Annotated in this window: 20 protein-coding genes; 15 read left to right on the top strand and 5 right to left on the bottom strand. The window is 71.8% G+C overall.

Going from position 1 to position 23,364, the window contains the following annotated elements:
• The first annotated feature begins 27 nt into the window (after positions 1 to 27).
• From IE177_RS30230 to IE177_RS30210, 5 genes are all read left to right on the top strand, one after another.
• On the top strand, positions 28 to 678 hold the full coding sequence (locus tag IE177_RS30230; RefSeq protein ID WP_190018696.1) for a YceD family protein: 651 nt from the start codon (positions 28 to 30) through the stop codon (positions 676 to 678).
• A 2-nt stretch (positions 679 to 680) separates the two neighbouring features.
• A complete protein-coding gene (rpmF, locus tag IE177_RS30225; protein WP_003951102.1) occupies positions 681 to 854 on the top strand; it encodes a 50S ribosomal protein L32 in 174 nt (57 codons plus the stop codon).
• Between the two features lie 8 nt (positions 855 to 862).
• Complete coding sequence (gene rnc, locus IE177_RS30220; RefSeq protein ID WP_190018661.1) at positions 863 to 1,693, top strand: ribonuclease III; 831 nt, start codon at positions 863 to 865, stop codon at positions 1,691 to 1,693.
• An 81-nt stretch (positions 1,694 to 1,774) separates the two neighbouring features.
• Positions 1,775 to 2,656 (top strand): bifunctional DNA-formamidopyrimidine glycosylase/DNA-(apurinic or apyrimidinic site) lyase, encoded by an 882-nt coding sequence (gene mutM / locus IE177_RS30215; RefSeq protein WP_190018660.1) that lies wholly within the window; start codon positions 1,775 to 1,777, stop codon positions 2,654 to 2,656.
• A gap of 13 nt (positions 2,657 to 2,669) precedes the next feature.
• Positions 2,670 to 3,092 (top strand): DUF6924 domain-containing protein, encoded by a 423-nt coding sequence (locus tag IE177_RS30210; protein WP_190018659.1) that lies wholly within the window; start codon positions 2,670 to 2,672, stop codon positions 3,090 to 3,092.
• Between the two features lie 18 nt (positions 3,093 to 3,110).
• Here the strand turns inward: IE177_RS30210 and IE177_RS30205 are convergent, their stop codons facing one another.
• A complete protein-coding gene (locus tag IE177_RS30205) occupies positions 3,111 to 3,503 on the bottom strand; it encodes a winged helix-turn-helix transcriptional regulator (protein ID WP_190018658.1) in 393 nt (130 codons plus the stop codon).
• Positions 3,504 to 3,608: 105 nt separating this feature from the next.
• On the opposite strand from IE177_RS30205, the gene IE177_RS30200 reads away from it, so the two are divergent.
• On the top strand, positions 3,609 to 4,193 hold the full coding sequence (locus IE177_RS30200; protein WP_190018657.1) for a flavodoxin family protein: 585 nt from the start codon (positions 3,609 to 3,611) through the stop codon (positions 4,191 to 4,193).
• A 133-nt stretch (positions 4,194 to 4,326) separates the two neighbouring features.
• Here IE177_RS30200 and IE177_RS30195 read toward each other — a convergent pair whose 3' ends face one another.
• Positions 4,327 to 4,752, bottom strand: a complete 426-nt coding sequence (locus IE177_RS30195) for a DUF7144 family membrane protein (protein ID WP_190018656.1) — start codon at positions 4,750 to 4,752, stop codon at positions 4,327 to 4,329.
• A gap of 302 nt (positions 4,753 to 5,054) precedes the next feature.
• Positions 5,055 to 6,188 (bottom strand): CAP domain-containing protein, encoded by a 1,134-nt coding sequence (locus tag IE177_RS30190; protein ID WP_190018655.1) that lies wholly within the window; start codon positions 6,186 to 6,188, stop codon positions 5,055 to 5,057.
• A 182-nt stretch (positions 6,189 to 6,370) separates the two neighbouring features.
• Here IE177_RS30190 and IE177_RS30185 point away from each other — a divergent pair, with 182 nt between their 5' ends.
• From IE177_RS30185 to IE177_RS30170, 4 genes are all read left to right on the top strand, one after another.
• Positions 6,371 to 6,652 carry an acylphosphatase gene (locus IE177_RS30185; protein ID WP_190018654.1) on the top strand — a complete coding sequence of 94 codons (282 nt, stop codon included), beginning with the start codon at positions 6,371 to 6,373 and terminating at the stop codon, positions 6,650 to 6,652.
• Between the two features lie 370 nt (positions 6,653 to 7,022).
• Positions 7,023 to 7,226 (top strand): hypothetical protein, encoded by a 204-nt coding sequence (locus tag IE177_RS30180; protein ID WP_190018653.1) that lies wholly within the window; start codon positions 7,023 to 7,025, stop codon positions 7,224 to 7,226.
• Between the two features lie 244 nt (positions 7,227 to 7,470).
• Complete coding sequence (locus IE177_RS30175; protein WP_190018652.1) at positions 7,471 to 11,259, top strand: chromosome segregation SMC family protein; 3,789 nt, start codon at positions 7,471 to 7,473, stop codon at positions 11,257 to 11,259.
• Between the two features lie 225 nt (positions 11,260 to 11,484).
• Positions 11,485 to 12,903, top strand: coding sequence for a sugar porter family MFS transporter (locus IE177_RS30170; protein WP_190018651.1), 1,419 nt, complete (start codon positions 11,485 to 11,487; stop codon positions 12,901 to 12,903).
• Positions 12,904 to 13,167: 264 nt separating this feature from the next.
• Here the strand turns inward: IE177_RS30170 and IE177_RS30165 are convergent, their stop codons facing one another.
• A complete protein-coding gene (locus IE177_RS30165) occupies positions 13,168 to 14,628 on the bottom strand; it encodes a cytosine permease (protein ID WP_190018650.1) in 1,461 nt (486 codons plus the stop codon).
• Positions 14,629 to 14,817: 189 nt separating this feature from the next.
• Here IE177_RS30165 and ftsY point away from each other — a divergent pair, with 189 nt between their 5' ends.
• Positions 14,818 to 16,023 (top strand): signal recognition particle-docking protein FtsY, encoded by a 1,206-nt coding sequence (gene ftsY / locus IE177_RS30160; RefSeq protein ID WP_190018649.1) that lies wholly within the window; start codon positions 14,818 to 14,820, stop codon positions 16,021 to 16,023.
• 156 nt (positions 16,024 to 16,179) lie between these two features.
• On the opposite strand, the gene IE177_RS30155 is transcribed toward ftsY, so the two are convergent.
• Positions 16,180 to 16,836 (bottom strand): bifunctional DNA primase/polymerase, encoded by a 657-nt coding sequence (locus tag IE177_RS30155; protein WP_190018648.1) that lies wholly within the window; start codon positions 16,834 to 16,836, stop codon positions 16,180 to 16,182.
• Between the two features lie 457 nt (positions 16,837 to 17,293).
• On the opposite strand from IE177_RS30155, the gene nsdA reads away from it, so the two are divergent.
• The 4 genes from nsdA to IE177_RS30135 all read left to right on the top strand — a co-directional run bounded on the left by nsdA (position 17,294) and on the right by IE177_RS30135 (position 23,263).
• The gene (nsdA, locus tag IE177_RS30150; RefSeq protein ID WP_190018647.1) at positions 17,294 to 18,772 is read left to right on the top strand and encodes a transcriptional repressor NsdA; all 1,479 of its coding nucleotides are present in this window, start codon (positions 17,294 to 17,296) and stop codon (positions 18,770 to 18,772) included.
• A gap of 335 nt (positions 18,773 to 19,107) precedes the next feature.
• Positions 19,108 to 20,451 (top strand): ammonium transporter, encoded by a 1,344-nt coding sequence (locus IE177_RS30145; RefSeq protein ID WP_190018646.1) that lies wholly within the window; start codon positions 19,108 to 19,110, stop codon positions 20,449 to 20,451.
• On the top strand, positions 20,448 to 20,786 hold the full coding sequence (locus IE177_RS30140; RefSeq protein ID WP_039656487.1) for a P-II family nitrogen regulator: 339 nt from the start codon (positions 20,448 to 20,450) through the stop codon (positions 20,784 to 20,786). The genes IE177_RS30145 and IE177_RS30140 overlap by 4 nt, the downstream gene beginning before the upstream one ends.
• Before the next feature lie 26 nt (positions 20,787 to 20,812).
• Positions 20,813 to 23,263 carry a [protein-PII] uridylyltransferase gene (locus IE177_RS30135; protein WP_190018645.1) on the top strand — a complete coding sequence of 817 codons (2,451 nt, stop codon included), beginning with the start codon at positions 20,813 to 20,815 and terminating at the stop codon, positions 23,261 to 23,263.
• Positions 23,264 to 23,364 lie beyond the last annotated feature (101 nt).

Raw genomic sequence — 23,364 nt, 5'->3', positions numbered from 1 at the left:
CCACGAGCTCGAAGATCGAAAGCAGGAATGGCCTCCAACGCCCGCCTCGACCACCGCAACCCTCTCGTGTTCGACACTCACGAGCTGGGCCGGCGTCCTGGCGCGCTGCAGCGACTGAACCGCACGATCGACGCTCCCGCCGATCTCGGCATCGAAGGGGTCATCGGAGTGCCGCAGGGCGCCCCGGTGGAGCTCGAACTCCGACTCGAGTCGGTCATGGAAGGGGTGCTCGTCACGGGTACCGCCCGTGCACGAGCCGAGGGGGAGTGCGTAAGGTGTCTGGAGCCGGTCGGGCTGGAGCTCGAAGCGGACTTCCAGGAGCTGTTCTCGTACCCTGACGCCGACGACCGGGGCCGTGTGATCGCGGAACCGGGCGACGACGCCGAGGACGACGAGGACAGGTTCTTCCTCGAGGACGGACTGTTCGACCTCGAACCTCTGCTGCGCGATGCGGTGGTGCTCGCACTGCCGATGCAGCCGGTGTGCCAGGAAGACTGTCCGGGCCTGTGCTCCGAGTGCGGAGCACGGCTCGCGGACGACCCGGACCACCACCACGACGCCGTCGACATCCGTTGGGCGGCTTTGCAGGGACTCGCCGGTTCACCTGAAGACGGCGAGAAGGACGAGATGAGCGGCGCTGACGCGGAAGCGGGCGTCGACGAGAAGCAGGAGAAGTAGCCGTGGCTGTTCCGAAGCGGAAGATGTCGCGCAGCAACACGCGCCACCGCCGGTCGCAGTGGAAGGCTGCGGTCCCCACCCTGGTTGCGTGCGAGCGCTGCCACGAGCCCAAGCAGCAGCACATCGCGTGCCCGTCTTGCGGCACCTACAACAAGCGCCAGGTCCTCGAAGTCTGAGCGGGCTGGTGAGAGGCACTGTGTCCAGTCCCAAGAAGGCGGAAGACGCCAAGGCGGACGCACCCGCCAAGAAGAAATTGGACCATCAGGCCTCGTCCCACACGCTTCTGGAAGGGCGGCTCGGCTACCAGCTCGAGTCCGCCCTTCTGGTGCGTGCGCTGACCCACCGTTCCTACGCGTACGAGAACGGCGGTCTGCCGACGAACGAGCGGCTGGAGTTCCTCGGGGACTCCGTGCTCGGTCTCGTCGTCACGGACACGCTGTACCGCACCCACCCCGACCTGCCCGAAGGCCAGCTGGCCAAGCTGCGGGCCGCGGTGGTCAACTCTCGTGCGCTGGCGGAGGTGGGCCGCGGCCTCGACCTGGGCGCCTTCATCCGGCTCGGCCGGGGTGAAGAGGGCACGGGCGGCCGGGACAAGGCGTCCATCCTCGCCGACACGCTCGAAGCGGTGATCGGTGCGGTCTATCTCGACCAGGGCCTCGACGCGGCGTCCGAGCTGGTGCACCGGCTCTTCGACCCGCTGATCGAGAAGTCCTCGAACCTCGGAGCCGGCCTGGACTGGAAGACGTCCCTCCAGGAGCTCACCGCGACCGAAGGCCTCGGTGTGCCCGAGTACCTGGTCACGGAGACCGGTCCCGACCACGAGAAGACCTTCACTGCTGCCGCCCGCGTCGGAGGCGTCTCGTACGGCACCGGCACCGGCCGCAGCAAGAAGGAGGCGGAGCAGCAGGCCGCCGAGTCCGCCTGGCGGTCCATCCGGGCCGCGGCGGACGAGCGCGCCAAGGCGGCCCGGGAGGCCGCCGCCCAGGACGGCGACCCGTCGTCCGCCACCGCCTGACGCAAGCAGCACCGAGCGCCCGCCCCACCGTTCACGAGGGGGCGGGCGCTCGCCTCATCCACGCTCCGTACGGGGGTCCCCATGCCCGAGTTGCCCGAGGTAGAGGTCGTGCGGCGCGGCCTGGAGCGGTGGGTCGCCCACCGCACCGTCGCCGAGGTCGAGGTGCTGCACCCGCGCGCCGTACGCCGGCACGTCGCGGGCGCCGACGACTTCGCGCACCGCCTCAAGGGACACCACATCGGCACCCCCCGGCGGCGCGGCAAGTACCTGTGGCTGCCGCTGGAGGAGACCAACGAGTCCGTCCTAGCCCACCTCGGGATGAGCGGCCAGCTGCTGGTGCAGCCGCACGAGACGCCGGACGAGAAGCACCTGCGCATCCGGGTCCGGTTCGCCGACTCCCTCGGCACGGAACTGCGGTTCGTCGACCAGCGCACCTTCGGCGGGCTGTCGTTGCACGACAACACCCCCGACGGCCTGCCCGACGTCATCGCGCACATCGCCCGCGACCCCCTCGATCCGCTGTTCGACGACGAGGCGTTCCACCAGGCCCTGCGGCGCAGGCGCACCACCGTCAAACGGGCCCTGCTGGACCAGTCCCTGATCAGCGGGGTGGGCAACATCTACGCCGACGAGGCGCTCTGGCGCGCCCGCGTCCACTACGAGCGCCCGACGGCGAACCTCACCCGGCCGGTGACGGCCGAACTCCTCGGCCACGTCCGGGACGTGATGAACGCGGCCCTCGCCGTCGGCGGCACCAGCTTCGACAGCCTGTACGTCAACGTCAACGGCGAGTCGGGCTACTTCGACCGCTCCCTGGACGCCTACGGGCGCGAGGGCCTGCCGTGCCGCCGGTGCGGCACCCCGATGCGCCGCAGGCCCTGGATGAATCGCTCCAGCTACTTCTGCCCGAAGTGCCAGCGGCCCCCGCGGCCCTCCGCCGCCGGATCCGCCGCCCGGGCCTGAGAGGACCGCCACCATGGCCCTGCCCGGCGAAGGCGAGTTCTCGCTCGTCCTGCGCGCCGACTTCCGCGACGACGCGGCCTGGCGGGCGGTGTGCGCCGAGATCGACGCGGCGGAGGAGTACTCGACCGCCACCTTCGTCAGCGACCCCCGTTTCGCCGGCGTGACCGTCCAGGCACTGCTCGACGAGGAGGCGGCCGCCGCGGAGGAGGACAAGGTCTTCCACGTCTTCCTCGCGGACGCGGTGACCATGACCGACGCGGAGCACCGGCTGCTGGCCGTCGACCTCGCCGACGAGCCGGGCCGGACGTTCCGGGTGCCGCCCCGGTGGTTCCCCGACGTCTCCGTCAACCTCGGCATCGCCAACATGGACTTCGCCGAGTACGCGGACGAGGTGGACGGTACGGGGACGTACCGCGGCTTCGGCGGCGAGGACTGACGCCGGACCGCCGGTGCGTTACGACCGCTGACCGGCGTCGTAGGCCGCGCGGGAGGCGAGCACGTCGTCCATCGAGCCCTCCACGCACTGGATGAGGGCCAGCAGCCGCTCGGTGACCCGGCGGCCGAGGGGGGTCAGTTCGTAGTCGACGCGGGGCGGGTTGGTCGGCTGGGCCTCGCGGTGCACCAGACCGTCGCGCTCCAGCGCGTGCAGCGTCTGGGACAGCATCTTCTCGCTCACGCCGTCGACGCGGCGGCGCAGTTCGTTGAAGCGCAGCGAGCCCTGGTGCAGCGCGCCGAGCGTCAGTCCGCCCCAGCGGCCCGTGACGTGCTCCAGCGTGCCGCGCGACGGGCACGCCTTGGCGAACACGTCGTACGCGAGGTCGTTCTGCTCCTGTGGGATGCCGGTCATGACACAAGCGTACGCGAGCGCAGCGCTAACTGGAGGGTTGCGCTAACCAAAAGTTAGTGCTTTCGTTTGGTCACCGACTTGAGCAGCTCATCCCGAGGAGTCCCTGTGACCACCCCTGTCATCTCCATCGCCTACCACTCCGGTTTCGGCCACACCGCGGTCCTCGCCGAGGCCGTCCGCGCCGGCGCCGCCGACGAGGGCGCCCAGGTGCACCTGATCAAGGTCGACGAGATCACCGACGAGCAGTGGCGGACGCTGGACCGTTCCGACGCGATCGTCTTCGGTTCGCCCACCTACATGGGCACCGCCTCCGGCGCCTTCCACGTCTTCGCCGAGGCGACCTCCAGGCGCTGGTTCGGCCAGGACTGGGGGGACAAGCTGGCCGCCGGGTTCACGAACTCGGCCTCCAAGAGCGGCGACAAGCTGCACACCCTGCAGTTCTTCCAGACGCTCGCCGCCCAGCACGGCATGCACTGGGTCAACCTCGGCCTGCTGCCCGGCTGGAACAGCACCACCGCCTCCGAGAACGACCTCAACCGCCTCGGCTTCTTCGCCGGCGCCGCCGCCCAGAGCAACAACGACCAGGGCCCCGAGGGTGTCCACAAGGCCGACGTGGCCACCGCCGAACACCTGGGCCGCCGGGTGGCCGGGACGGCGCGGACCTTCACGCGGGGACGAGCCGCCGCCTGAGCCGGAAGGCGCCCCGGCGCCGGCGACCCGCGGACGTGCCGCGGGACCGTCAGTGGCGTCGGTCGTCGCCGAGCACCCTCCGACGGCACCGAGACGGCCCGGAGGGTGCTCGACGCGCAGACCGATGACGGCTCTACCGGCCACCGGGTGTCTCGATGTGGGACCTTGTCAGCGCGAACAAGATCAAGAGGTCGAGCGTCATCACGAGGATGGCCCACGCCGGGTAGTACGGAACGAACATGAACTGGGTGATCAGGCTGATCCCTGCCGCCGCTGCGGCGGCCCCGCGACCCCAGCTCTGGTTCGTCAGGACTCCCAGGCCGGCAACGACGAGTGCCACTCCGATCACGAGGTGGATCCAGCCCCAGGCGGTCAGGTCGAACCGGTAGGCGTACCGGGACGCGGCGAACAGGGTGTCCTGTGCGATGCCGGATGCGCCCATGAGAATGCTGAGGGGCCCGCTGAGCATCAGCGCGGCCCCGGCGAACAAAGACGCACGGTCGATCGTTTCGTTGCTGTCGGGCCCTCCGTGCCGGGTCCTGCTCGGCATAGTTGCCATGGCCGCAGCCTTCCTGTACAGCCTGGTCACCGACGCACACGGCCCGTGCGAAGACGGCCACGCTCCCCTGACAGGATCACCGCAATCCTTCGGCATCGCGACCGCAACCGCATCGCCCTTACACAGAGGGCACTCGACGAGGACCGGCGCCTGCGCCGAGTCGGACCTGGCCCCACCTGATGCCGCCGGCGCGACCCGGACCCGGGCCGCCGTCGACGGATCCTCGGGGGCGGCTCGGCTGCCGATGACGGCCCTGAGGCGGCCCGGGAGACCTCATGGGGTGTTGAAGAACTGCGGGATTCTCAGTAGCCGAAGTCCTGTGTCCACCAAGGGCCGCCCGGGCCGAGGTGGACGCCGACGCCGAGGGTCTTGAAGTCGCAGTTCAGTATGTTGGCGCGGTGGCCGGGGCTGTTCATCCAGGCCTCCATCACGGCCGCCGCGTCGGTCTGGCCGCGGGCTATGTTCTCGCCGCCGAGATCGGTTATGCCCGCCTTGGCGGCCCGGTCCCACGGGGTGGCCCCGTCCGGGTCGGTGTGGTCGAAGAAGCCTCGTGCGGCCATGTCGTCGCTGAACGACCCGGCCAGCCTGGCGAGAGAGGAGTTCGCCGACAGCGCGCTGCAGCCGGCCTTCGCCCGCTCCTCGTTGACCAGCTTGAGCACCTCGGCCTCGACGGCGCTCTCCTTCGACACCGGACCCGGTGCGGAGGGCGCCGACGGCGCCTTGGGCGTCTTACGAGACGGGGTGCTCTTCGGCTTGGACGGCGTCGCCCTCGGCGCCGGCTCGCGGGTGGCCGTCTTCGACGGGGCGGGCTCGGAGGACGCCGGCTTGGAGGGGGAGGGGGAGGCGGGGGCGGAGGTGGACGGCGACGCGGACGGGCGCGGGGAGCGGGACTGCCCGGTGTTCCCGCCGGCACCCCGGGAGCCGGCGGTCGAGCCGTCACCGCTGTCGGCGCTGCCCGAGGTGCCGCCCTGCTCGCTGGCCGTGTTGCTCGGCACGCCCACGGGCTCCACGTGGTCGGCGCCGGTGGTCTTCGTGCCGCCGCCGAGCCCGTAGTCCTCCAGGCCGGGCACCACGCCCGTGGCCACCGCGACCGTGCCGAGGGCGACGGCCGCGGACACTCCGAGCAGGCCCGCGCGCACCGGCCGCCCCGCCCTCTTGCGGTGCCGGTGTCCCGGGGACGGGCCGCCGGCCGGGGTGAACCCGCCGCCCGCGGCGGGGGTGTCGTCGTCCGCCTCGAACAGGTAGGCGTGCGCCTTGGCGTTGGTCTCGGCGTAGGCCTGCGGGTTCAGGTACGGCGCGATGCCCATGGGCGTCCGCCGGCCCGCGGACGGGTTCGACGGGTCGTCGTTCCCCTGGGCGGAGTCGTACGTGTGCGTGCCCCCGGTGGCGCGGCCCTCGGCGGCGCGGCCGGCGGCGGAGCGTCGGTGGCGGCCCATGTCCTTGCCCCTCTTCCTCGTGCTCGCGGTCGACCGGTGCAGCGCGGCGTATGGCTCCCTCTGGCCGGCCCGAACTCACTCGATCGAGTGAGTTTCATATGAGATGCATTGGGAGCGGACGCTACCGCATGCCGCTGCGGCGCGATGTGTCCCGAGCGACATCGGCCAGTTAGGTTGCACCCATGAGCGAGGATGTACGGCTGGTCGCCTGGGTGCGCGGACGCGTGCAGGGCGTGGGTTTCCGCTGGTTCACGCGCGCCAAGGCGCTGGAGATCGGCGGGTTGAGTGGTTTTGCTCTCAATCTGGCCGACGGCCGGGTCCAGGTGGTCGCGGAGGGGGCGCGCGAGGGCTGCGAGGGGCTGCTCGACTGGCTCCAGGGCGACGACACGCCCGGACACGTCGACGGCGTCACCGAGATCTGGGACACACCTCGCGGCGGCTACGACGGCTTCGCCATCCGCTGAGCCGGCCCCGCGGGCGGGCCGGCGAGGGCCGCCGAGAGCACCCGCGGAAGACGGAAACGGCCTGGTGGTTGCCAAGAAGGGCGTGGCGTGGGAAGCTCCGCGGGTACCGCTGATCGCCACGCCCCGAGGGCCCCGGACGAGTCGCAGCGCCGCCGTTTTTCCGGCCGCGCGCCCCGGTTTGCCCGCCATTGCAGGGCGTGATCGTGTTGACCGTCAAACTTTTTGGTGAGACGCTGAAAGCCCCGCGCACCTTAGCTGTTTGGCATGACACAACAGCAGAGCAACACCCGATGTGCCAAGCACCACGGGTGCGAATCCCTCACGACCCACACCGTTTCGGTCGGTCACTCAGTGTGGAGGACCATCCATCATGGCAAAGGCGCTTCTCGGTTACGTCGGCGGCTCCGACCCTCGACTCCTCGCCGAGATGCGACGGCTGCAGCAGCGTGTCCAGGACCTGGAGTCCGAGCTCGTCAGGATCCAGGCCGAGAACGAAGCGCTGTCGGCCGCCGCCTCTCAGGAGAGGATCATGGAGAGCATCGACGCACACCAGGCGGAGCCTGCGCTCACCTGATCACTGCATCGCTCCACAACAGCAGGCGCAGTGCTCGGGCTGCCCGTATCAACCGCTCAGTTGATCTGGACGGCTGCGACCCGGCCGTCGGATTCGCAAGGGACGCTTCGGCGTCCCTTCTTTCTTCCCCCCGCATCCTTTCACTGTCTTCAACGTCTGATGTGCCCTTCCCGTTCAACGGCGAAACCGTGCGGTTGCGAGTGTTCGTGGAGTGAGATAGCGGCGGCGGGTAGAGTCCAGCGGCGTGCACCTCAAGGCCCTGACCCTCCGCGGGTTCAAGTCGTTCGCCTCGGCCACCACGCTCCGGTTCGAACCGGGCATCACGTGCGTCGTCGGCCCCAACGGCTCGGGCAAGTCCAACGTGGTGGACGCGCTCAGCTGGGTCATGGGCGAGCAGGGCGCCAAGTCGCTGCGCGGCGGCAAGATGGAGGACGTCATCTTCGCCGGCACCACCGGCCGTCCGCCGCTGGGCCGCGCCGAGGTGTCCCTGACCATCGACAACTCCGACGGCGCGCTCCCCATCGAGTACGCCGAGGTCACCATCACGCGGATCATGTTCCGCAACGGCGGCAGCGAGTACCAGATCAACGGCGACACCTGCCGTCTGCTGGACATCCAGGAACTCCTCTCCGACTCCGGCATCGGCCGCGAGATGCACGTCATCGTCGGCCAGGGCCAGCTCGACTCCGTCCTGCACGCCGACCCCATGGGCCGCCGCGCCTTCATCGAGGAGGCCGCGGGCGTCCTCAAGCACCGCAAGCGCAAGGAGAAGGCTCTGCGGAAACTGGACGCGATGCAGGCCAACCTCGCGCGCGTGCAGGACCTCACCGACGAGCTGCGCCGCCAGCTCAAGCCGCTCGGCCGCCAGGCGGCGGTGGCGAGGAGAGCCGCTGTCATCCAGGCGGACCTCAGGGACGCGCGGCTGAGGCTGCTCGCCGACGACCTCGTACGCCTGCGCGAGGCCCTCCAGGCCGAGATCGCCGACGAGGCGGCCCTGAAGGAACGCAAGGAGACCGCGGAGCAGGAACTGAAGAAGGCCCTGCAGCGCGAGTCCCTGCTGGAGGACGAGGTACGGCAGCTCACACCCCGGCTGCAGCGCGCCCAGCAGACCTGGTACGAGCTGTCCCAGCTGGCCGAGCGCGTGCGCGGCACCGTCTCGCTGGCCGACGCCCGGGTCAAGAGCGCGACCTCCGCGCCCGCCGAGGAGCGGCGCGGCCGGGACCCCGAGGACCTGGAGCGCGAGGCCGCCCGTGTCCGTGAGCAGGAGGCCGAGCTGGAGGCGGCCCTGGACGCGGCCCAGCACGCCCTGGACGACACGGTGGCCCACCGCGCCGAACTGGAGCGCGAACTGGCCGTCGAGGAACGCCGGCTGAAGGACGTGGCCCGCGCCATCGCAGACCGCCGTGAGGGCCTGGCCCGCCTGTCCGGACAGGTCAACGCGGCACGCTCGCGCGCCGCCTCCGCGCAGGCCGAGATCGACCGGCTGGCCACGGCACGGGACGAGGCCCAGGAGCGCGCGGTCCGCGCCCAGGAGGAGTACGAGGCACTGAAGGCCGAGGTGGACGGCCTCGACGCCGACGACGCCGACCTGGCCGAGCGGCACGAGGCGGCCAAGCGGCAGCTCGCCGAGGCCGAGGCCGCGCTCGGCGCGGCCCGCGAGGCGCTCACCGCGGCCGAACGCGCGCGTGCCGCGACCCGGGCCCGCCACGAGGCGCTGGCGCTGGGCCTGCGGCGCAAGGACGGCACCGGCGTACTGCTCGGCGCCCAGGACCGCCTCACCGGAGTCCTCGGCCCGGCCGCCGAACTGCTGACCGTCGCCCCGGGCCACGAGGCGGCGATCGCCGCCGCCTTCGGCGCGGCCGCGGACGCGATCGCCGTGGCGACACCGGCATCCGCGGCCGAGGCGATCAGACTCCTGCGCAAACAGGACGCCGGCCGCGCGTCCCTCCTGCTGGCCACACCCCCGGCCGACACACTTCCCGGGGGCGCGGGGAACTGCGCGCCCGGCCACGACGCACCGGCGGCCGCCGTACATCAGGCACCGGCCCCGGCCGACACACAGGACGGCACGCTTCCCAGGGGCGCGGGGAACTGCGCGCCCGGCCACGACGCACCGGCGGCCGCCGTACATCAGGCACCGGCCCCGGAGGCAGCCGACGGCTCGCTTCCCAGGGGCGCGGGGAACTGCGCGCCCGGCCACGACGCGCCCGCGGCCGCCGAACGTTCCGCCACCGCCCTCCCCGCGGAGCGCCTCGTGGAGGGCCCCGCCGAGCTCATGCCCGCCGTAAGGCGACTGCTGCGCGGATTCGTGGTCGTCGGAACGCTGGAGGACGCCGAGGACCTGGTCCGCGACCACCCGGAGCTGATCGCGGTGACCGCCGAGGGCGATCTCCTCGGGTCCCACTTCGCGCACGGCGGGTCGGCCGGGGCCCCCAGCCTCCTGGAGGTGCAGGCCTCCGTGGACGAGGCCGCCGCCGAACTGGCCGAACTGGCCGTACGCTGCACTGGGCTCGCCGAGGAGCAGCGGGTGGCGGCCGAGCGGCGTACCCGGTCGGCCGGCCTCGTGGAGGAACTGGGGGAGCGGCGCCGGGCCGCCGACCGGGAGAAGAGTGCCGTGGCCCAGCAGCTCGGCCGGCTCGCCGGCCAGGCGCGCGGCGCCGCCGGTGAGGCGGAACGGTCCGCGGCGGCCGCCGCGCGGGCGCAGGAGGCGCTGGAGAAGGCCGTACAGGAGGCCGAGGAGCTGGCCGAACGGCTTGCCGTGGCCGAGGAGGCGCCGGCCGAGGAGGAGCCGGACACCTCCGTGCGCGACCGGCTGGCCGCCGACGGCGCCAACGCCCGGCAGACCGAGATGGAGGCCCGGCTCCAGGTCCGTACGCACGAGGAACGGGTCAAGGGGCTGGCGGGGCGGGCCGACTCGCTCGACCGTGCCGCCCGCGCCGAGCGCGAGGCACGCGCGCGTGCCGAGCAGCGCCGGGCCCGGCTGCGGCACGAGGCGGCCGTGGCGGAAGCCGTCGCCTCCGGCGCCCGCCAGCTGCTCGCGCACGTCGAGGTGTCCGTCACCCGCGCCGAGCGGGAGCGCGCCGCCGCCGAGGCCGCCAAGGCACGGCGCGAGCAGGAGCTGACCGCCGCACGCGCGGCGGGACGCGACCTGAAGGCCGAACTCGACAAGCTGACGGACTCGGTGCACCGCGGCGAGGTGCTCGGGGCCGAGAAGAGGCTGCGGATCGAGCAGCTGGAGACCAGGGCGCTGGAGGAGCTGGGCGTCGAGCCGGCCGGGCTCGTGGCCGAGTACGGGCCGCGGCAGCCCGTGCCGCCCTCGCTCCCCGCCGACGGCGAGCAGCTGCCGGAGGACCCGGAGCACCCGCGCAACCGGCCGCGCCCCTTCGTGCGGGCCGAACAGGAGAAGCGCCTCAAGGCCGCCGAGCGCGCGTACCAGCAGCTGGGCAAGGTCAACCCGCTGGCCCTGGAGGAGTTCGCGGCGCTGGAGGAGCGGCACAAGTTCCTGAGCGAGCAACTGGAGGACCTGAAGAAGACCCGCGCCGACCTGCTCCAGGTGGTGAAGGAGGTCGACGAGCGCGTCGAGCAGGTCTTCACCGAGGCCTACCGGGACACCGCCCGCGAGTTCGAGGGTGTCTTCGGCCGCCTCTTCCCGGGCGGCGAGGGCCGTCTGGTGCTGACCGACCCCGACAACATGCTCACCACGGGCGTGGACGTGGAGGCCCGGCCGCCGGGCAAGAAGGTCAAGCGGCTGTCCCTGCTCTCCGGTGGCGAACGGTCCCTGACCGCGGTCGCCCTGCTGGTGTCGATCTTCAAGGCCCGGCCGAGCCCGTTCTACGTCATGGACGAGGTCGAGGCGGCCCTGGACGACACCAACCTCCAGCGGCTGATCCGCATCATGCAGGAGCTGCAGGAGGCCTCGCAGCTGATCGTGATCACGCACCAGAAGCGCACGATGGAGGTCGCCGACGCGCTCTACGGCGTGTCGATGCAGGGTGACGGCGTGTCCAAGGTCATTTCCCAGCGCCTGCGCTAGACCACGCCTCAAGATCAACTGACTCTATGTTCACTTCTTGAACGTAGAGAGTCTCACGCTGTCTCGAAACTCATAGCCGTTCACCTATTGACTTCGAAACTTGAAGGCATAGTCTCTGCAACGTTGCTTTTACCTTCAGGTTTAAGTGGGAGTGAAGGACCCCCCACGGGATACCTGTAGGGCTGACCCCCACCGGCAGCGTTGCCGTGGCCCGAGGAGATACACGTGACCAGCACAGCGCAGACACCTCAGTCAGGAGTGAGGACGGCACCTCCCGAACATCTCGGGCACGTCATCTTCATCGCGGCGGCGGCCGCCATGGGCGGCTTCCTCTTCGGGTACGACAGCTCCGTCATCAACGGCGCCGTCGAGGCCATCCGGGACCGCTACGACATCGGCTCCGCCGCCCTGGCCCAGGTCATCGCCATCGCGCTGATCGGCTGTGCCGTGGGTGCCGCCACCGCCGGCCGCATAGCCGACCGGATCGGCCGCATCCGCTGCATGCAGATCGCCGCCGTGCTGTTCACGATCAGCGCCGTCGGCTCCGCGCTGCCCTTCGCGCTGTGGGACCTCGCCCTGTGGCGCATCGTCGGCGGCTTCGCCATCGGCATGGCCTCCGTCATCGGCCCCGCCTACATCGCCGAGGTCGCCCCGCCCGCCTACCGCGGCCGCCTCGGCTCCTTCCAGCAGGCCGCGATCGTCGTCGGCATCGCCATCTCACAGCTGGTCAACTGGGGCCTGCTGAACGCCGCCGGCGGCGACCAGCGCGGCACCCTGATGGGCCTGGAGGCCTGGCAGGTCATGCTCGGCGTGATGGTCGTCCCGGCCGTCCTCTACGGCATGCTCTCCTTCGCGATCCCCGAGTCCCCGCGCTTCCTGCTCTCCGTCGGCAAGCGTGACCGCGCCCGCGAGATCCTCGCCGAGGTCGAGGGCAAGGGCGTCGACCTCGACGCCCGGGTCGCCGAGATCGAGAACGCCATGAAGAGCGAGGACAAGTCCAGCTTCAAGGACCTGCTCGGCGGCGGCTTCTTCTTCAAGCCGATCGTCTGGGTCGGCATCGGCCTGTCGGTCTTCCAGCAGTTCGTCGGCATCAACGTCGCGTTCTACTACTCCTCGACGCTGTGGCAGTCGGTCGGCGTCGACCCGGCGCACTCGTTCTTCTACTCCTTCACGACGTCGATCATCAACATCGTCGGCACCGTGATCGCGATGATCTTCGTGGACCGTGTCGGCCGCAAGCCGCTCGCCCTCATCGGTTCCGTCGGCATGGCCGTCGGCCTCGCGCTGGAGGCCTGGGCGTTCTCCTTCCACCTGGTCGACGGCAAGCTGCCCGCGACCCAGGGCTGGGTCGCCCTGATCGCCGCCCACGTCTTCGTGCTCTTCTTCGCCCTGTCCTGGGGTGTGGTCGTCTGGGTCATGCTCGGCGAGATGTTCCCGAACAAGATCCGCGCCGCCGCCCTGGGCGTCGCCGCCGCCGCGCAGTGGATCGCCAACTGGGCCATCACCGCGAGCTTCCCGTCGCTGGCCGACTGGAACCTCTCCGGCACCTATGTGATCTACACGGTCTTCGCCGCGCTCTCCATCCCGTTCGTCCTGAAGTTCGTCAAGGAGACGAAGGGCAAGTCGCTGGAGGAGATGGGCTGAGGCCCCGCAGTCCCGAGGAGTCGGGCCAAGTCCCCGCTGCCCCTCTCCTCGTACCCTCCGTCGCCCCCGGCCCGGCCACTGCCCGGACCGGGGGCGGCGGTGCGTTCACCCGCGGCGCTGTCCGCGGGACGGAGCCCGCTCCTCCAGCCGGCCGCCGACCGCACGGAAAGTCCCCGGCCGCCGACCGCACGGAAAGTCCCCCTCCGTACGGCTCGGTGGAGGGGGACGTCGGCCGGGACGTGCCGGACGGCCGGGGTTCCGCGCTCAGACGGCCAGGGTCTCGCGCTCCCCGGCCGGCTCCCCGGCGGGCCGCCCGGCCGCCGGCCGCGCCACGGCCGGCTTCGGCAGCACCAGGTACAGCACACCCGAGACCGCGATCGTCGCGACCCAGCCGAGGCCGTACTCGCCGATGACGTTGTTCCTCGCGAGCGGACCGGTGAACCAGTCCGAGGTGGTGAGCATCAGGCCGGAGAGCAGGCCGGCCGCCCAGGCGGCCACGGCCGCGGGGGAGAAGCCGCCCCGGTACCAGTAGGCGCTGGTGCGGGTCGTGTCGGCCATGGCCCGGCCGTCGTACTCGGTGCGGCGCAGCATGTCCGCGCCGAAGACGCCGACCCAGGCGGAGAAGGCCACCGCCAGCAGCGACAGGAAGGCGATGAAGGAGCCCATGAAGCTCGTCGCCACCAGCATCAGCACCCCGCCGAAGACCAGCGAGATCACGGCGTTGACCGACACCGCCCAGTGCCGGGGCACCTTGAAACCGAGGGTCTGCGCGGTGAAGCCCGCCGAGTACATCGACATCGAGTTGATCAGCAGCATGCCGATCAGCGCGACGAACAGGTACGGCACCGCGATCCAGGTCGGCAGGATCTCACCGAGGAAGGACACCGGGTCCGTCGCCGAGGCCAGGTCCGGCGTGGAGACCGCCATCACCGCGCCCATCAGCACCATCGGCAGGACGACGACACCGGCGCCGCCCACCGCCGTGCCCACGACCGCCTTCGAGGAAGCCGTGCGCGGCAGGTAGCGGGTGAAGTCCGGCGCGGACGGGATCCAGCTGACGCCGCCGGCCGCGATCATGCCGATGCCGGTGATCACCGAGGCGGTGGAGCCGGCGCCGTGGTCCAGCACCTCGGACCAGTCGGTGCTCGCCACCAGGTAGGCGAGGACCAGCACCGAGAAGACGCCGAAGACGTAGGCCGCGTACTTGTTGCACCTCTGCACGGCGTTGATGCCGAGCCCGGAGATCGCGAAGGTCGCCACGACGAACGCCAGCAGCGTCACCATGTCCAGCACGCTGTTCGCCCTGATGCCGAAGACGATGTCCAGGACGGTGAGCACCGCGTAGGCGCCGGTCACCGCGTTGATCGTCTCCCAGCCCCAGCGGGCGACCCAGATCAGCGAACCGGGCAGCAGGTTGCCGCGCTGCCCGAAGACCGCGCGCGACAGCGCCATGCCGGGCGCGCCGCCCCGCTTGCCGGCGATGCCGATCAGCCCGACCAGGCCGTACGACACGATCGGCGCGGACACCGCGACGATCAGCGCCTGCCAGATGTCCAGGTGGTACGCCACGACGAGGCTCGCGCCCATCGTCAGCAGCAGCACGCTGATGTTCGCACCGACCCAGGTGGGGAACAGCTCACGGGTCTTCGCTGTGCGCTCGTGGTCGGGGACCTGCTCGATGCCTCGGGTCTCGAGAGCGCCCTCGGTCTCGACGGTTGTACTCATGAAGAAGGGATGCCAGACGTGGGGGACGGGGGACGTGGGGACTCTACGCGCGTGGACGGAGTTCCCACCATCGTACTTGATCCGACTCCATGCCTAATGCCGAGTTTGTCTCTTGGTGGAAGGTACAACTTCCGCCCACGCCCGCAAAACGGGTCCCCGGCGTGACCCATGGCCGATACTGGACGCGTTATGGACATCGTCATCCTTGCTGTAGTCATCGCCGTGGTCGTGCTCGGCGCGCTCGGCGGGCTCATCGTCGGCAGCCGGCGCCGGAAGCCGCTGCCCCCGCCGCCCCCCGCAGCGCCCGACATCACCGCGCCCCCGGCCGAGCCGCACGTCGGCGACGAGGCCGAGACGCCGCGCGACGAACCGCGCCGGACCATCGAGGAGGTGGATCTCCCGGGCGGCCCCCCGGTCGCCGTCGAGGAGCCCCCTGTCGTCGAGGCTCCCGAGATCGAGATCGAGATCCCGGAGCCCACCGCCGGGCGGCTGGTCCGCCTGCGCGCCCGCCTGTCCCGATCGCAGAACGCCCTCGGCAAAGGCCTGCTCACGCTGCTGTCCCGCGAGCATCTCGACGAGGACACCTGGGAGGAGATCGAGGACACGCTGCTCACCGCCGACGTCGGCGTGCAGCCCACCCAGGAGCTGGTCGAGCGGCTGCGCGAGCGGGTCAAGGTGCTCGGCACCCGCACCCCCGTGGAGTTGCGCGGCCTCCTGCGCGAGGAGCTGCTCAAGCTGATCGGCACGGACGTCGACCGCGTGGTGAAGACCGAGCCCGAGGACCGCAAGCCGGGCATCGTGATGGTCGTCGGCGTCAACGGCACCGGCAAGACCACCACCACCGGCAAGCTCGCCCGGGTACTGGTCGCCGACGGCCGCACGGTCGTCCTCGGCGCCGCCGACACCTTCCGGGCCGCCGCCGCCGACCAGCTCCAGACCTGGGGCGAGCGCGTCGGCGCCTACACCGTGCGCGGCCCCGAGGCCGGCGACCCCGCCTCCGTGGCCTTCGACGCGGTCAAGGAGGGCAAGGAGATGGGGGTCGACGTCGTCCTCATCGACACGGCCGGCCGCCTGCACACCAAGACCGGCCTGATGGACGAGCTGGGCAAGGTCAAGCGCGTGGTCGAGAAGCACGCGCCGCTGGACGAGGTGCTGCTCGTCCTGGACGCCACCACCGGCCAGAACGGTCTGGTGCAGGCCCGGGTGTTCGCGGAGGTCGTGGACATCACCGGCATCGTGCTGACCAAGCTGGACGGCACGGCGAAGGGCGGCATCGTCGTCGCGGTGCAGCGCGAGCTGGGCGTGCCGGTCAAGCTGGTCGGGCTCGGCGAGGGCGCGGACGACCTCGCGCCCTTCGAGCCGGAGGCGTTCGTGGACGCGCTGATCGGCGAGTAGTCACCATCTGGCAATCCGCGCAGTCGGTCCAGGAAGCTCCCGCCCCGTATCGCAGCCGGGGCGGGAGTTTCGTCCTTCCCGGCGGACGGGATTGCCGGGAGGGGCCGCCGGCCAGGCCGTCGATCGGAGCCGGCGGGCAGGTCCGCCCGGCCGGGCCTACGCCCGTGACCGGTGGGCGACGTACGCCAGCGTGCCCAGCAGCAGCCGGGCCGCCGGGGGCCGGGTCGCCGAGTCCAGTGCCGGCGGGCGCAGCCAGCGCACCGGCCCCAGGCCGCCGCGGTCGGAGGGCGGCGCGGTGACGAACGCGCCCGGGCCCAGGCCGCGCAGGTCCAGTGCGCGGGGGTCGTCCCATCCCATGCGGTAGAGCAGGCGGGGGAGACCGGCGGCGGCTCCGGGCGCGACGAAGAAGTGCGCGCGGCCGTCCGGCGTCGCGGTCACCGGGCCGAGCGGGAGACCCATGCGCTCCAGGCGGACGAGGGCGCGCCGCCCGGCGGCCTCGGAGACCTCGATGACGTCGAACGCCCGGCCGACCGGCAGCATCACAGCGGCGCCCGGGAACTCGGACCAGGTCCTTGTCGCCTCGTCCAGCGTGGCGCCGGCCGGCACCTGCGGCGCGAAGTCCAGCGGATGGGCACCCGGCGCCGGGCAGTCGGCGTGTCCGCAGGAACAGGCGCCCGCCGCGGCCCGCGCGCCCGGCACCACGTCCCAGCCCCACAGCCCGGTGAACTCGGCGACGGCCGTGCACTCCGAGGCGCGGCCGCGACGACGTACGCCGGTGCGGATCTCGCGAATGCCGCCGATCGTGAAGTCCATGCCCCCTCCAACGGGTCCTGCGCGCCGGTGGTTACGACACGGAGCGAGACGGAAGCGGAACGTAACGCTACGGGTCCGCCTGCCCGCGCAGCCGCGAGGCCAAGGCGGCGCGTTGAAGCGCATCGGGTGGCGCACGGGAGGCTGTGCGCCCCTTCGTGCATCACTCCGCCCACTTCCGTCCGTCCTGTGTCAAGTGAATCGCGCGAAGGCCACCGTGAGTTCATTCGAAGGGGTGGCGAATGGTGGCGTTTCGCAAACGCCCGTGGCTGAGCGGGTGATCGTGGGGTTACTGTGAGTGTGCGGGTCCTGGGGGCACATGCACTCGTGGGTATGCCGGGGGCAAGTCGTCAGCTCGTTCGAAGGGTGAGAACCGGCGGACGGGAGGCCGTATTTACCGGCATTCTGATAGGGCTTGGCGCACTCGGCGACACGTGGCTTCAGGGATGGGGGCGTTCCAGTGGAGGGCAACGGCGGTAGCGGGACGAACGCTGACAAGCGCCCCAATGAGCTGCTCGGCTCGTGGTTCGTGCGCAGCGGCTGGTCCAAGGGCGAGCTGGCCCGCCAAGTGAACCGCCGGGCCCGCCAGTTGGGTGCCAATCACATCTCCACGGACACCTCGCGGGTGCGCCGCTGGCTGGACGGGGAGAACCCGCGCGAGCCGATTCCGCGCATCCTCTCCGAGCTGTTCTGCGAACGCTTCGGCTGCGTCGTCTCCATCGAGGACCTCGGCCTGCGCGCCGCCCGCCAGACCCCCTCCGCGTCCGGCGTCGACCTGCCCTGGACGGCGCCGCAGACGGTCGCCCTGCTCGGCGAGTTCTCGCGCAGCGACCTGATGCTGGCCCGCCGGGGCTTCCTCGGCACCTCCCTGGCCCTGTCCGCGGGACCCTCCCTCATCGAGCCCCTCCAGCGCTGGCTCGTGCCGGCCCCCGCCTCCCCCTTCCCGCCCGGGCCGGAGGCCGCCCTCGACCCCCGCAGGCCGGGCCGGCTGTCCAAGCCCGAGCTGGACCTGCTGGAGTCCACCACGCGGATGTTCCGCCAGTGGGACGCGCAGTGCGGCGGCGGCCTGCGCCGCAAGGCGGTCGTCGGCCAGCTGCACGAGGTCACCGACCTCCTCCAGGAACCCCAGCCCGGAGCCACCACCCGCGTCCTGTTCAAGGTCGCCGCGGAACTCGCCGAACTGGCGGGCTGGATGTCGTACGACGTCGGCCTTCAGCCCACCGCGCAGAAGTACTTCGTGCTCGCCCTGCACGCGGCCAAGGAGGCCGGCGACAAGCCGCTCGGCTCCTACATCCTCTCCAGCATGAGCCGGCAGATGATCCACCTCGGCCGGCCCGACGACGCCCTGGAGCTCATCCACCTCGCCCAGTACGGCAGCCGGGACTGCGCGAGCCCCCGGACCCAGTCCATGCTGTATGCGATGGAGGCCCGCGCCTACGCCAACATGGGCCAGCCCGGCAAGACCAAGCGCGCGGTCCGCATGGCCGAGGACACCTTCGCCGAGGCCGGCGAGTGGGACGAGCCGGACCCCGACTGGATCCGCTTCTTCTCCGAGGCCGAGCTGTACGGCGAGAACTCCCACTCGTTCCGCGACCTCGCCTATGTCGCCGGCCGCAGCCCCGCCTACGCCTCGCTGGCCGAGCCGCTGATGCAGCGGGCGGTGGAGCTGTTCGCCAAGGACGGCGAGCACCAGCGGTCCTACGCCCTGAACCTGATCGGCATGGCCACCGTGCACCTGCTCCAGGGCGAGCCCGAGCGCAGCACGGAGTACGCCTCGCAGGCCATGAGCATCGCCAGGAAGGTCCGCTCCGAGCGTGTGAACACCCGTATCCGAAAGACGGTCGACACCGCCGTGCGCGACCACGGCGACCTGGCCGCCGTGGTCGACCTCACCGAGCAGCTCGCCGTCGATCTTCCCGAGACCGCAGAGGCGGTCTGACCCGCCAGAGCATCCGAGCCCCGGCCGCGGCCGGTCCTCCCGAACCGTACGACTCGGCTCCCCCGCGCCAGGTCATCGGAGAGGCCGCCGCGGCCGGTCTGTTTTCCCACTCGGTCAATATGGTCGCGTCACGATAACGATCGGCGTGCCCGACATCCGGCAGTTCATGGACGCGTAACACGCCAGGCGCCTTCGTCACCCCGGCGAAACAACGAGGGGCTTCCACCGAAACCGCGCTGCGCCAATCTCATGGCGCATAACCGGCCTGCCCCTCACCCGCCGGACCGCTCAGGCACCGCCCGCACGGCGCCGTACCAACCGACGAGGAGACGCCGATGGCACCAGCCATCACGCTTGCCGCGGAGGCACCCAAGCTTTCCTCCGCGAACACAGGCTTCATGCTCATCTGTTCCGCCCTGGTGCTGATCATGACTCCGGGCCTGGCCTTCTTCTACGGAGGCATGGTCCGGGTCAAGAGCACCCTCAACATGCTGATGATGAGCTTCATCAGCATGGGCATCGTCACGATTCTGTGGGTGCTCTACGGCTTCTCCCTCGCCTTCGGCACCGGCAACAGCCTGATCGGCTGGAACCCGGACTGGTTCGGGCTCAGCGACATCGGGCTGACGGAGCTGTGGGACGGCTACACCATCCCGGTCTTCGTGTTCATGGTGTTCCAGCTGATGTTCGCCATCATCACGCCGGCCCTGATAAGCGGTGCCCTCGCGGACCGCGTCAAGTTCTCCGCGTGGTCGCTGTTCATCGCCCTGTGGGCCACGATCGTCTACGTCCCGGTCGCCCACTGGGTCTGGGGCGCCGACGGCTGGGCGTTCAAGCTCGGTGTGATCGACTTCGCCGGTGGTACCGCCGTCCACATCAACGCCGGTGCCGCGGCCCTCGGCGTGATCCTGGTCATCGGCAAGCGGGTCGGCTTCAAGAAGGACCCGATGCGCCCGCACAGCCTCCCGCTGGTCATGCTCGGCGCCGGTCTGCTGTGGTTCGGCTGGTTCGGGTTCAACGCCGGCTCCTGGCTCGGCAACGACGACGGCGTCGGCGCGCTGATGTTCGTCAACACACAGGTCGCCACCGCCGCCGCCATGCTGGCCTGGCTCGCCTACGAGAAGATCCGCCACGGCGCGTGCACCACGCTGGGCGCCGCCTCCGGCGCGGTCGCCGGCCTGGTCGCCATCACCCCGTCCGGCGGCGCGGTGTCCCCGCTCGGCGCGATCGCCGTCGGCGCCATCGCCGGTGTCGCCTGCGCCGCGGCCGTCGGCCTGAAGTTCAGGTTCGGCTATGACGACTCCCTCGACGTCGTCGGCGTCCACATGGTCGGCGGCATCATCGGCTCCCTGCTCATCGGCTTCTTCGCCACCGGCAAGGGCCAGTCCACCGCGACGGGCGTCCTCTACGGCGACCACTCCTTCGACCAGCTGTGGAAGCAGTGCGCCGGTGTCTTCGCCGTCCTCGCCTACTCCCTGGTCGCCTCCGCCGTCCTCGCCTTCCTGATCGACCGGACCATCGGGATGCGGGTCACCGAGGACGAGGAGGTCTCCGGCATCGACCAGGCCGAGCACGCCGAGACCGCCTACGACTTCAGCGGCGCCGGCGGCGGTGTCCTCGGCACCGTCACGAGCGCCCCGGCCCCGGCCGCCACGCAGAACAGGAAGGTGGACGCATGAAGCTCATCACCGCCGTCGTCAAGCCCCACCGGCTGGACGAGATCAAGGAGGCCCTCCAGGCCTTCGGCGTCCACGGACTGACGGTCACCGAGGCCAGCGGCTACGGTCGTCAGCGGGGCCACACCGAGGTCTACCGCGGTGCCGAGTACACCGTCGACCTCGTCCCCAAGATCCGCATCGAGGTGCTGGCCGAGGACGACGACGCGGAGCAGCTGATCGAGGTCGTCGTCAAGGCGGCCCGGACCGGCAAGATCGGTGACGGCAAGGTCTGGTCCCTGCCGGTGGAGACGGCCGTACGGGTCCGCACCGGCGAGCGCGGCCCGGACGCGCTCTGACACGACGTGAAGACGGGAGTCGCCGCGTGACGGGTACGGATGTGCGGAAACAGACGGATGACTCGGGACCCAGCGGCTACGCGGCGGCCCGGCTGCGCCTCCTCACCGAGGAGGCGCGGTCCGGGCCGCCGCGCCGTGCCGCCCTCGCCGAACTGACCGACGACTGGCTCACCGGACTGTTCACGGCCGCCGCCGGGTCACTCACCGGCGTCAGCCTCGTCGCCGTGGGCGGCTACGGCCGCGGCGAGCTGTCCCCGCGCAGCGACCTCGACCTGCTGCTGCTCCACGACGGCTCCGACCCCGGCGGGGTCGCCGCCCTGGCCGACCGCCTGTGGTACCCGGTCTGGGACCTCGGCCTCGCCCTGGACCACTCCGTGCGCACCGTGGCGGAAGCCCGCGGGACGGCCGGCGAGGATCTCAAGGTCCACCTGGGCCTCCTGGACGCCCGGCACCTCGCCGGCGACCTCGGCCTCACCACCGGACTGCGCACCGCCGTGCTGGCCGACTGGCGCAACCAGGCCCCCAGGCGCCTCCCCGAGCTCCAGGAACTGTGCGCCGAGCGCGCCGAGCGGCAGGGCGAGCTGCGGTACCTGCTGGAACCCGAGCTGAAGGAGGCGCGCGGCGGGCTGCGGGACGCCACCGCCCTGCGCGCCGTCGCCGCGTCCTGGCTGGCCGACGCCCCCCGCGAGGGACTCGCGGACGCGCGCCGGCGTCTGCTCGACGTCCGGGACGCCCTGCACCTGGCCACCGGACGCGCCACCGACCGGCTCGCGCTCCAGGAACAGGACCAGGTCGCGGCCGAGCTGGGCCTGCTGGACGCCGACACACTGCTGCGGCAGGTGTACGAGGCGGCGCGCGTGATCTCGTACGCCAGCGACGTCACCTGGCGCGAGGTGGGGCGCGTACTGCGCTCGCGCGCCGTCCGGCCACGCCTGCGCGCCCTGCTGGGCGGGGGAAAACCGGCCACCGAGCGCTCCCCGCTGGCCGAGGGCGTCGTGGAACAGGACGGCGAGGCGGTGCTCGCCCGCGCCGCACGCCCCGAGCGCGACCCCGTGCTCCCGCTGCGTGCCGCGGCCGCCGCGGCGCAGGCCGGTCTCCCGCTCTCCCTGCACGCCGTACGGCGCATGGCCGCCACCACACGCCCCCTGCCCACGCCCTGGCCCGCCGAGGCCCGCGAGCAGCTGGTGACCCTGCTCGGCTCCGGCCGCCCCACCGTGGACGTCTGGGAGGCCCTGGAGGCGGAAGGCATGGTCAGCCGCCTGCTGCCGGACTGGGAGCGGGTCCGCTGCCGGCCGCAGCGCAACGCGGTCCACGTCTGGACCGTGGACCGGCACCTGATCGAGACCGCGGTCCGCGCCTCCGAACTCACCCGCCGCGTCAGCCGCCCCGACCTCCTCCTGGTCGCCGCCCTGCTGCACGACATCGGCAAGGGCTGGCCCGGCGACCACTCGCTGGCCGGCGAGATCATCGTCAAGGACGTGGCCGCCCGGATCGGCTTCGACCGCGCCGACGTCGGCGTGCTCTCGGCACTCGTACGGCACCACCTGCTGCTGATCGAGACGGCCACCCGGCGCGACCTCGACGACCCGGCCACCGTCCGCTCGGTCGCCGACGCCGTCGGCACGCAGAGCACCCTGGAGCTGCTGCACGCCCTGACGGAGGCCGACGCGCTCGCGACCGGCCCGGCCGCCTGGTCCTCCTGGCGCGGTTCCCTCGTCGCCGACCTGGTGCGGCGCGTGGCCGCCGTCCTCGCCGGAGACGCCTTCGACGAACCCGAGCCCACCGCGCCCACGGCCGAGCAGGAACGCCTCGCCATCGAGGCCTTCCGCACCGGCGGCCCGGTCCTCGCGCTGCGCGCGCAGACCGTGACGGTGACGGACGGCGAGCCCGCCGGGGAACCCGAGCCCCTCGGCGTCGAGCTGCTCATCGCCGTGCCCGACCAGCCCGGCGTGCTGCCCGCGGTCGCCGGCGTCCTCGCCGTGCACCGGCTCACCGTCCGCACGGCCGGGCTGCGCGTGCTGCGCCTGCCCGACGACGTCGACGAAGGCTCGGTCCTGCTGCTCGACTGGCGGGTGGCCGCCGAGTACGGCTCACTGCCCCAGGCGGCCCGCCTGCGCGCCGACCTCGTCCGCGCCCTGGACGGCTCCCTGGACATCGCCGGGCGCCTCGCCGAGCGGGACGCGGCCTACCCGCGCCGCCGCGGCTGGACGGCCCCGCCACCGCGGGTGACGGTGGCCCCGGCGGCCTCCCGCCACGCCACGGTGATCGAGGTCCGCGCCCAGGACGCGCCCGGACTGCTGCACCGGATCGGGACGGCGCTGGAGAAGGCCGGGGTGAGAGTGCGCAGCATGCACGTCAGCACGCTGGGCTCCAACGCGGTGGACGCCTTCTACGTGACGACGGGCACGGGCGCGCCGCTGCCACCGCAGGACGCGGCGTCGACGGCCGAGGTGCTGGAGGAGACGCTGCGGGCGTGAGCCGGCGGCCGCGGGGCGCCGCCCGCCGGATGCGGCGGGCGGGAACGATTTGCTCGCGGGGCCGGATACCCTGGAGGGCAGCCCAAAACGACTCCGACTTC

Source organism: Streptomyces lucensis JCM 4490 (assembly GCF_014650035.1).
Classification (GTDB): domain Bacteria; phylum Actinomycetota; class Actinomycetes; order Streptomycetales; family Streptomycetaceae; genus Streptomyces; species Streptomyces lucensis.
This window is presented reverse-complemented; position numbering and strand designations above follow the sequence as displayed.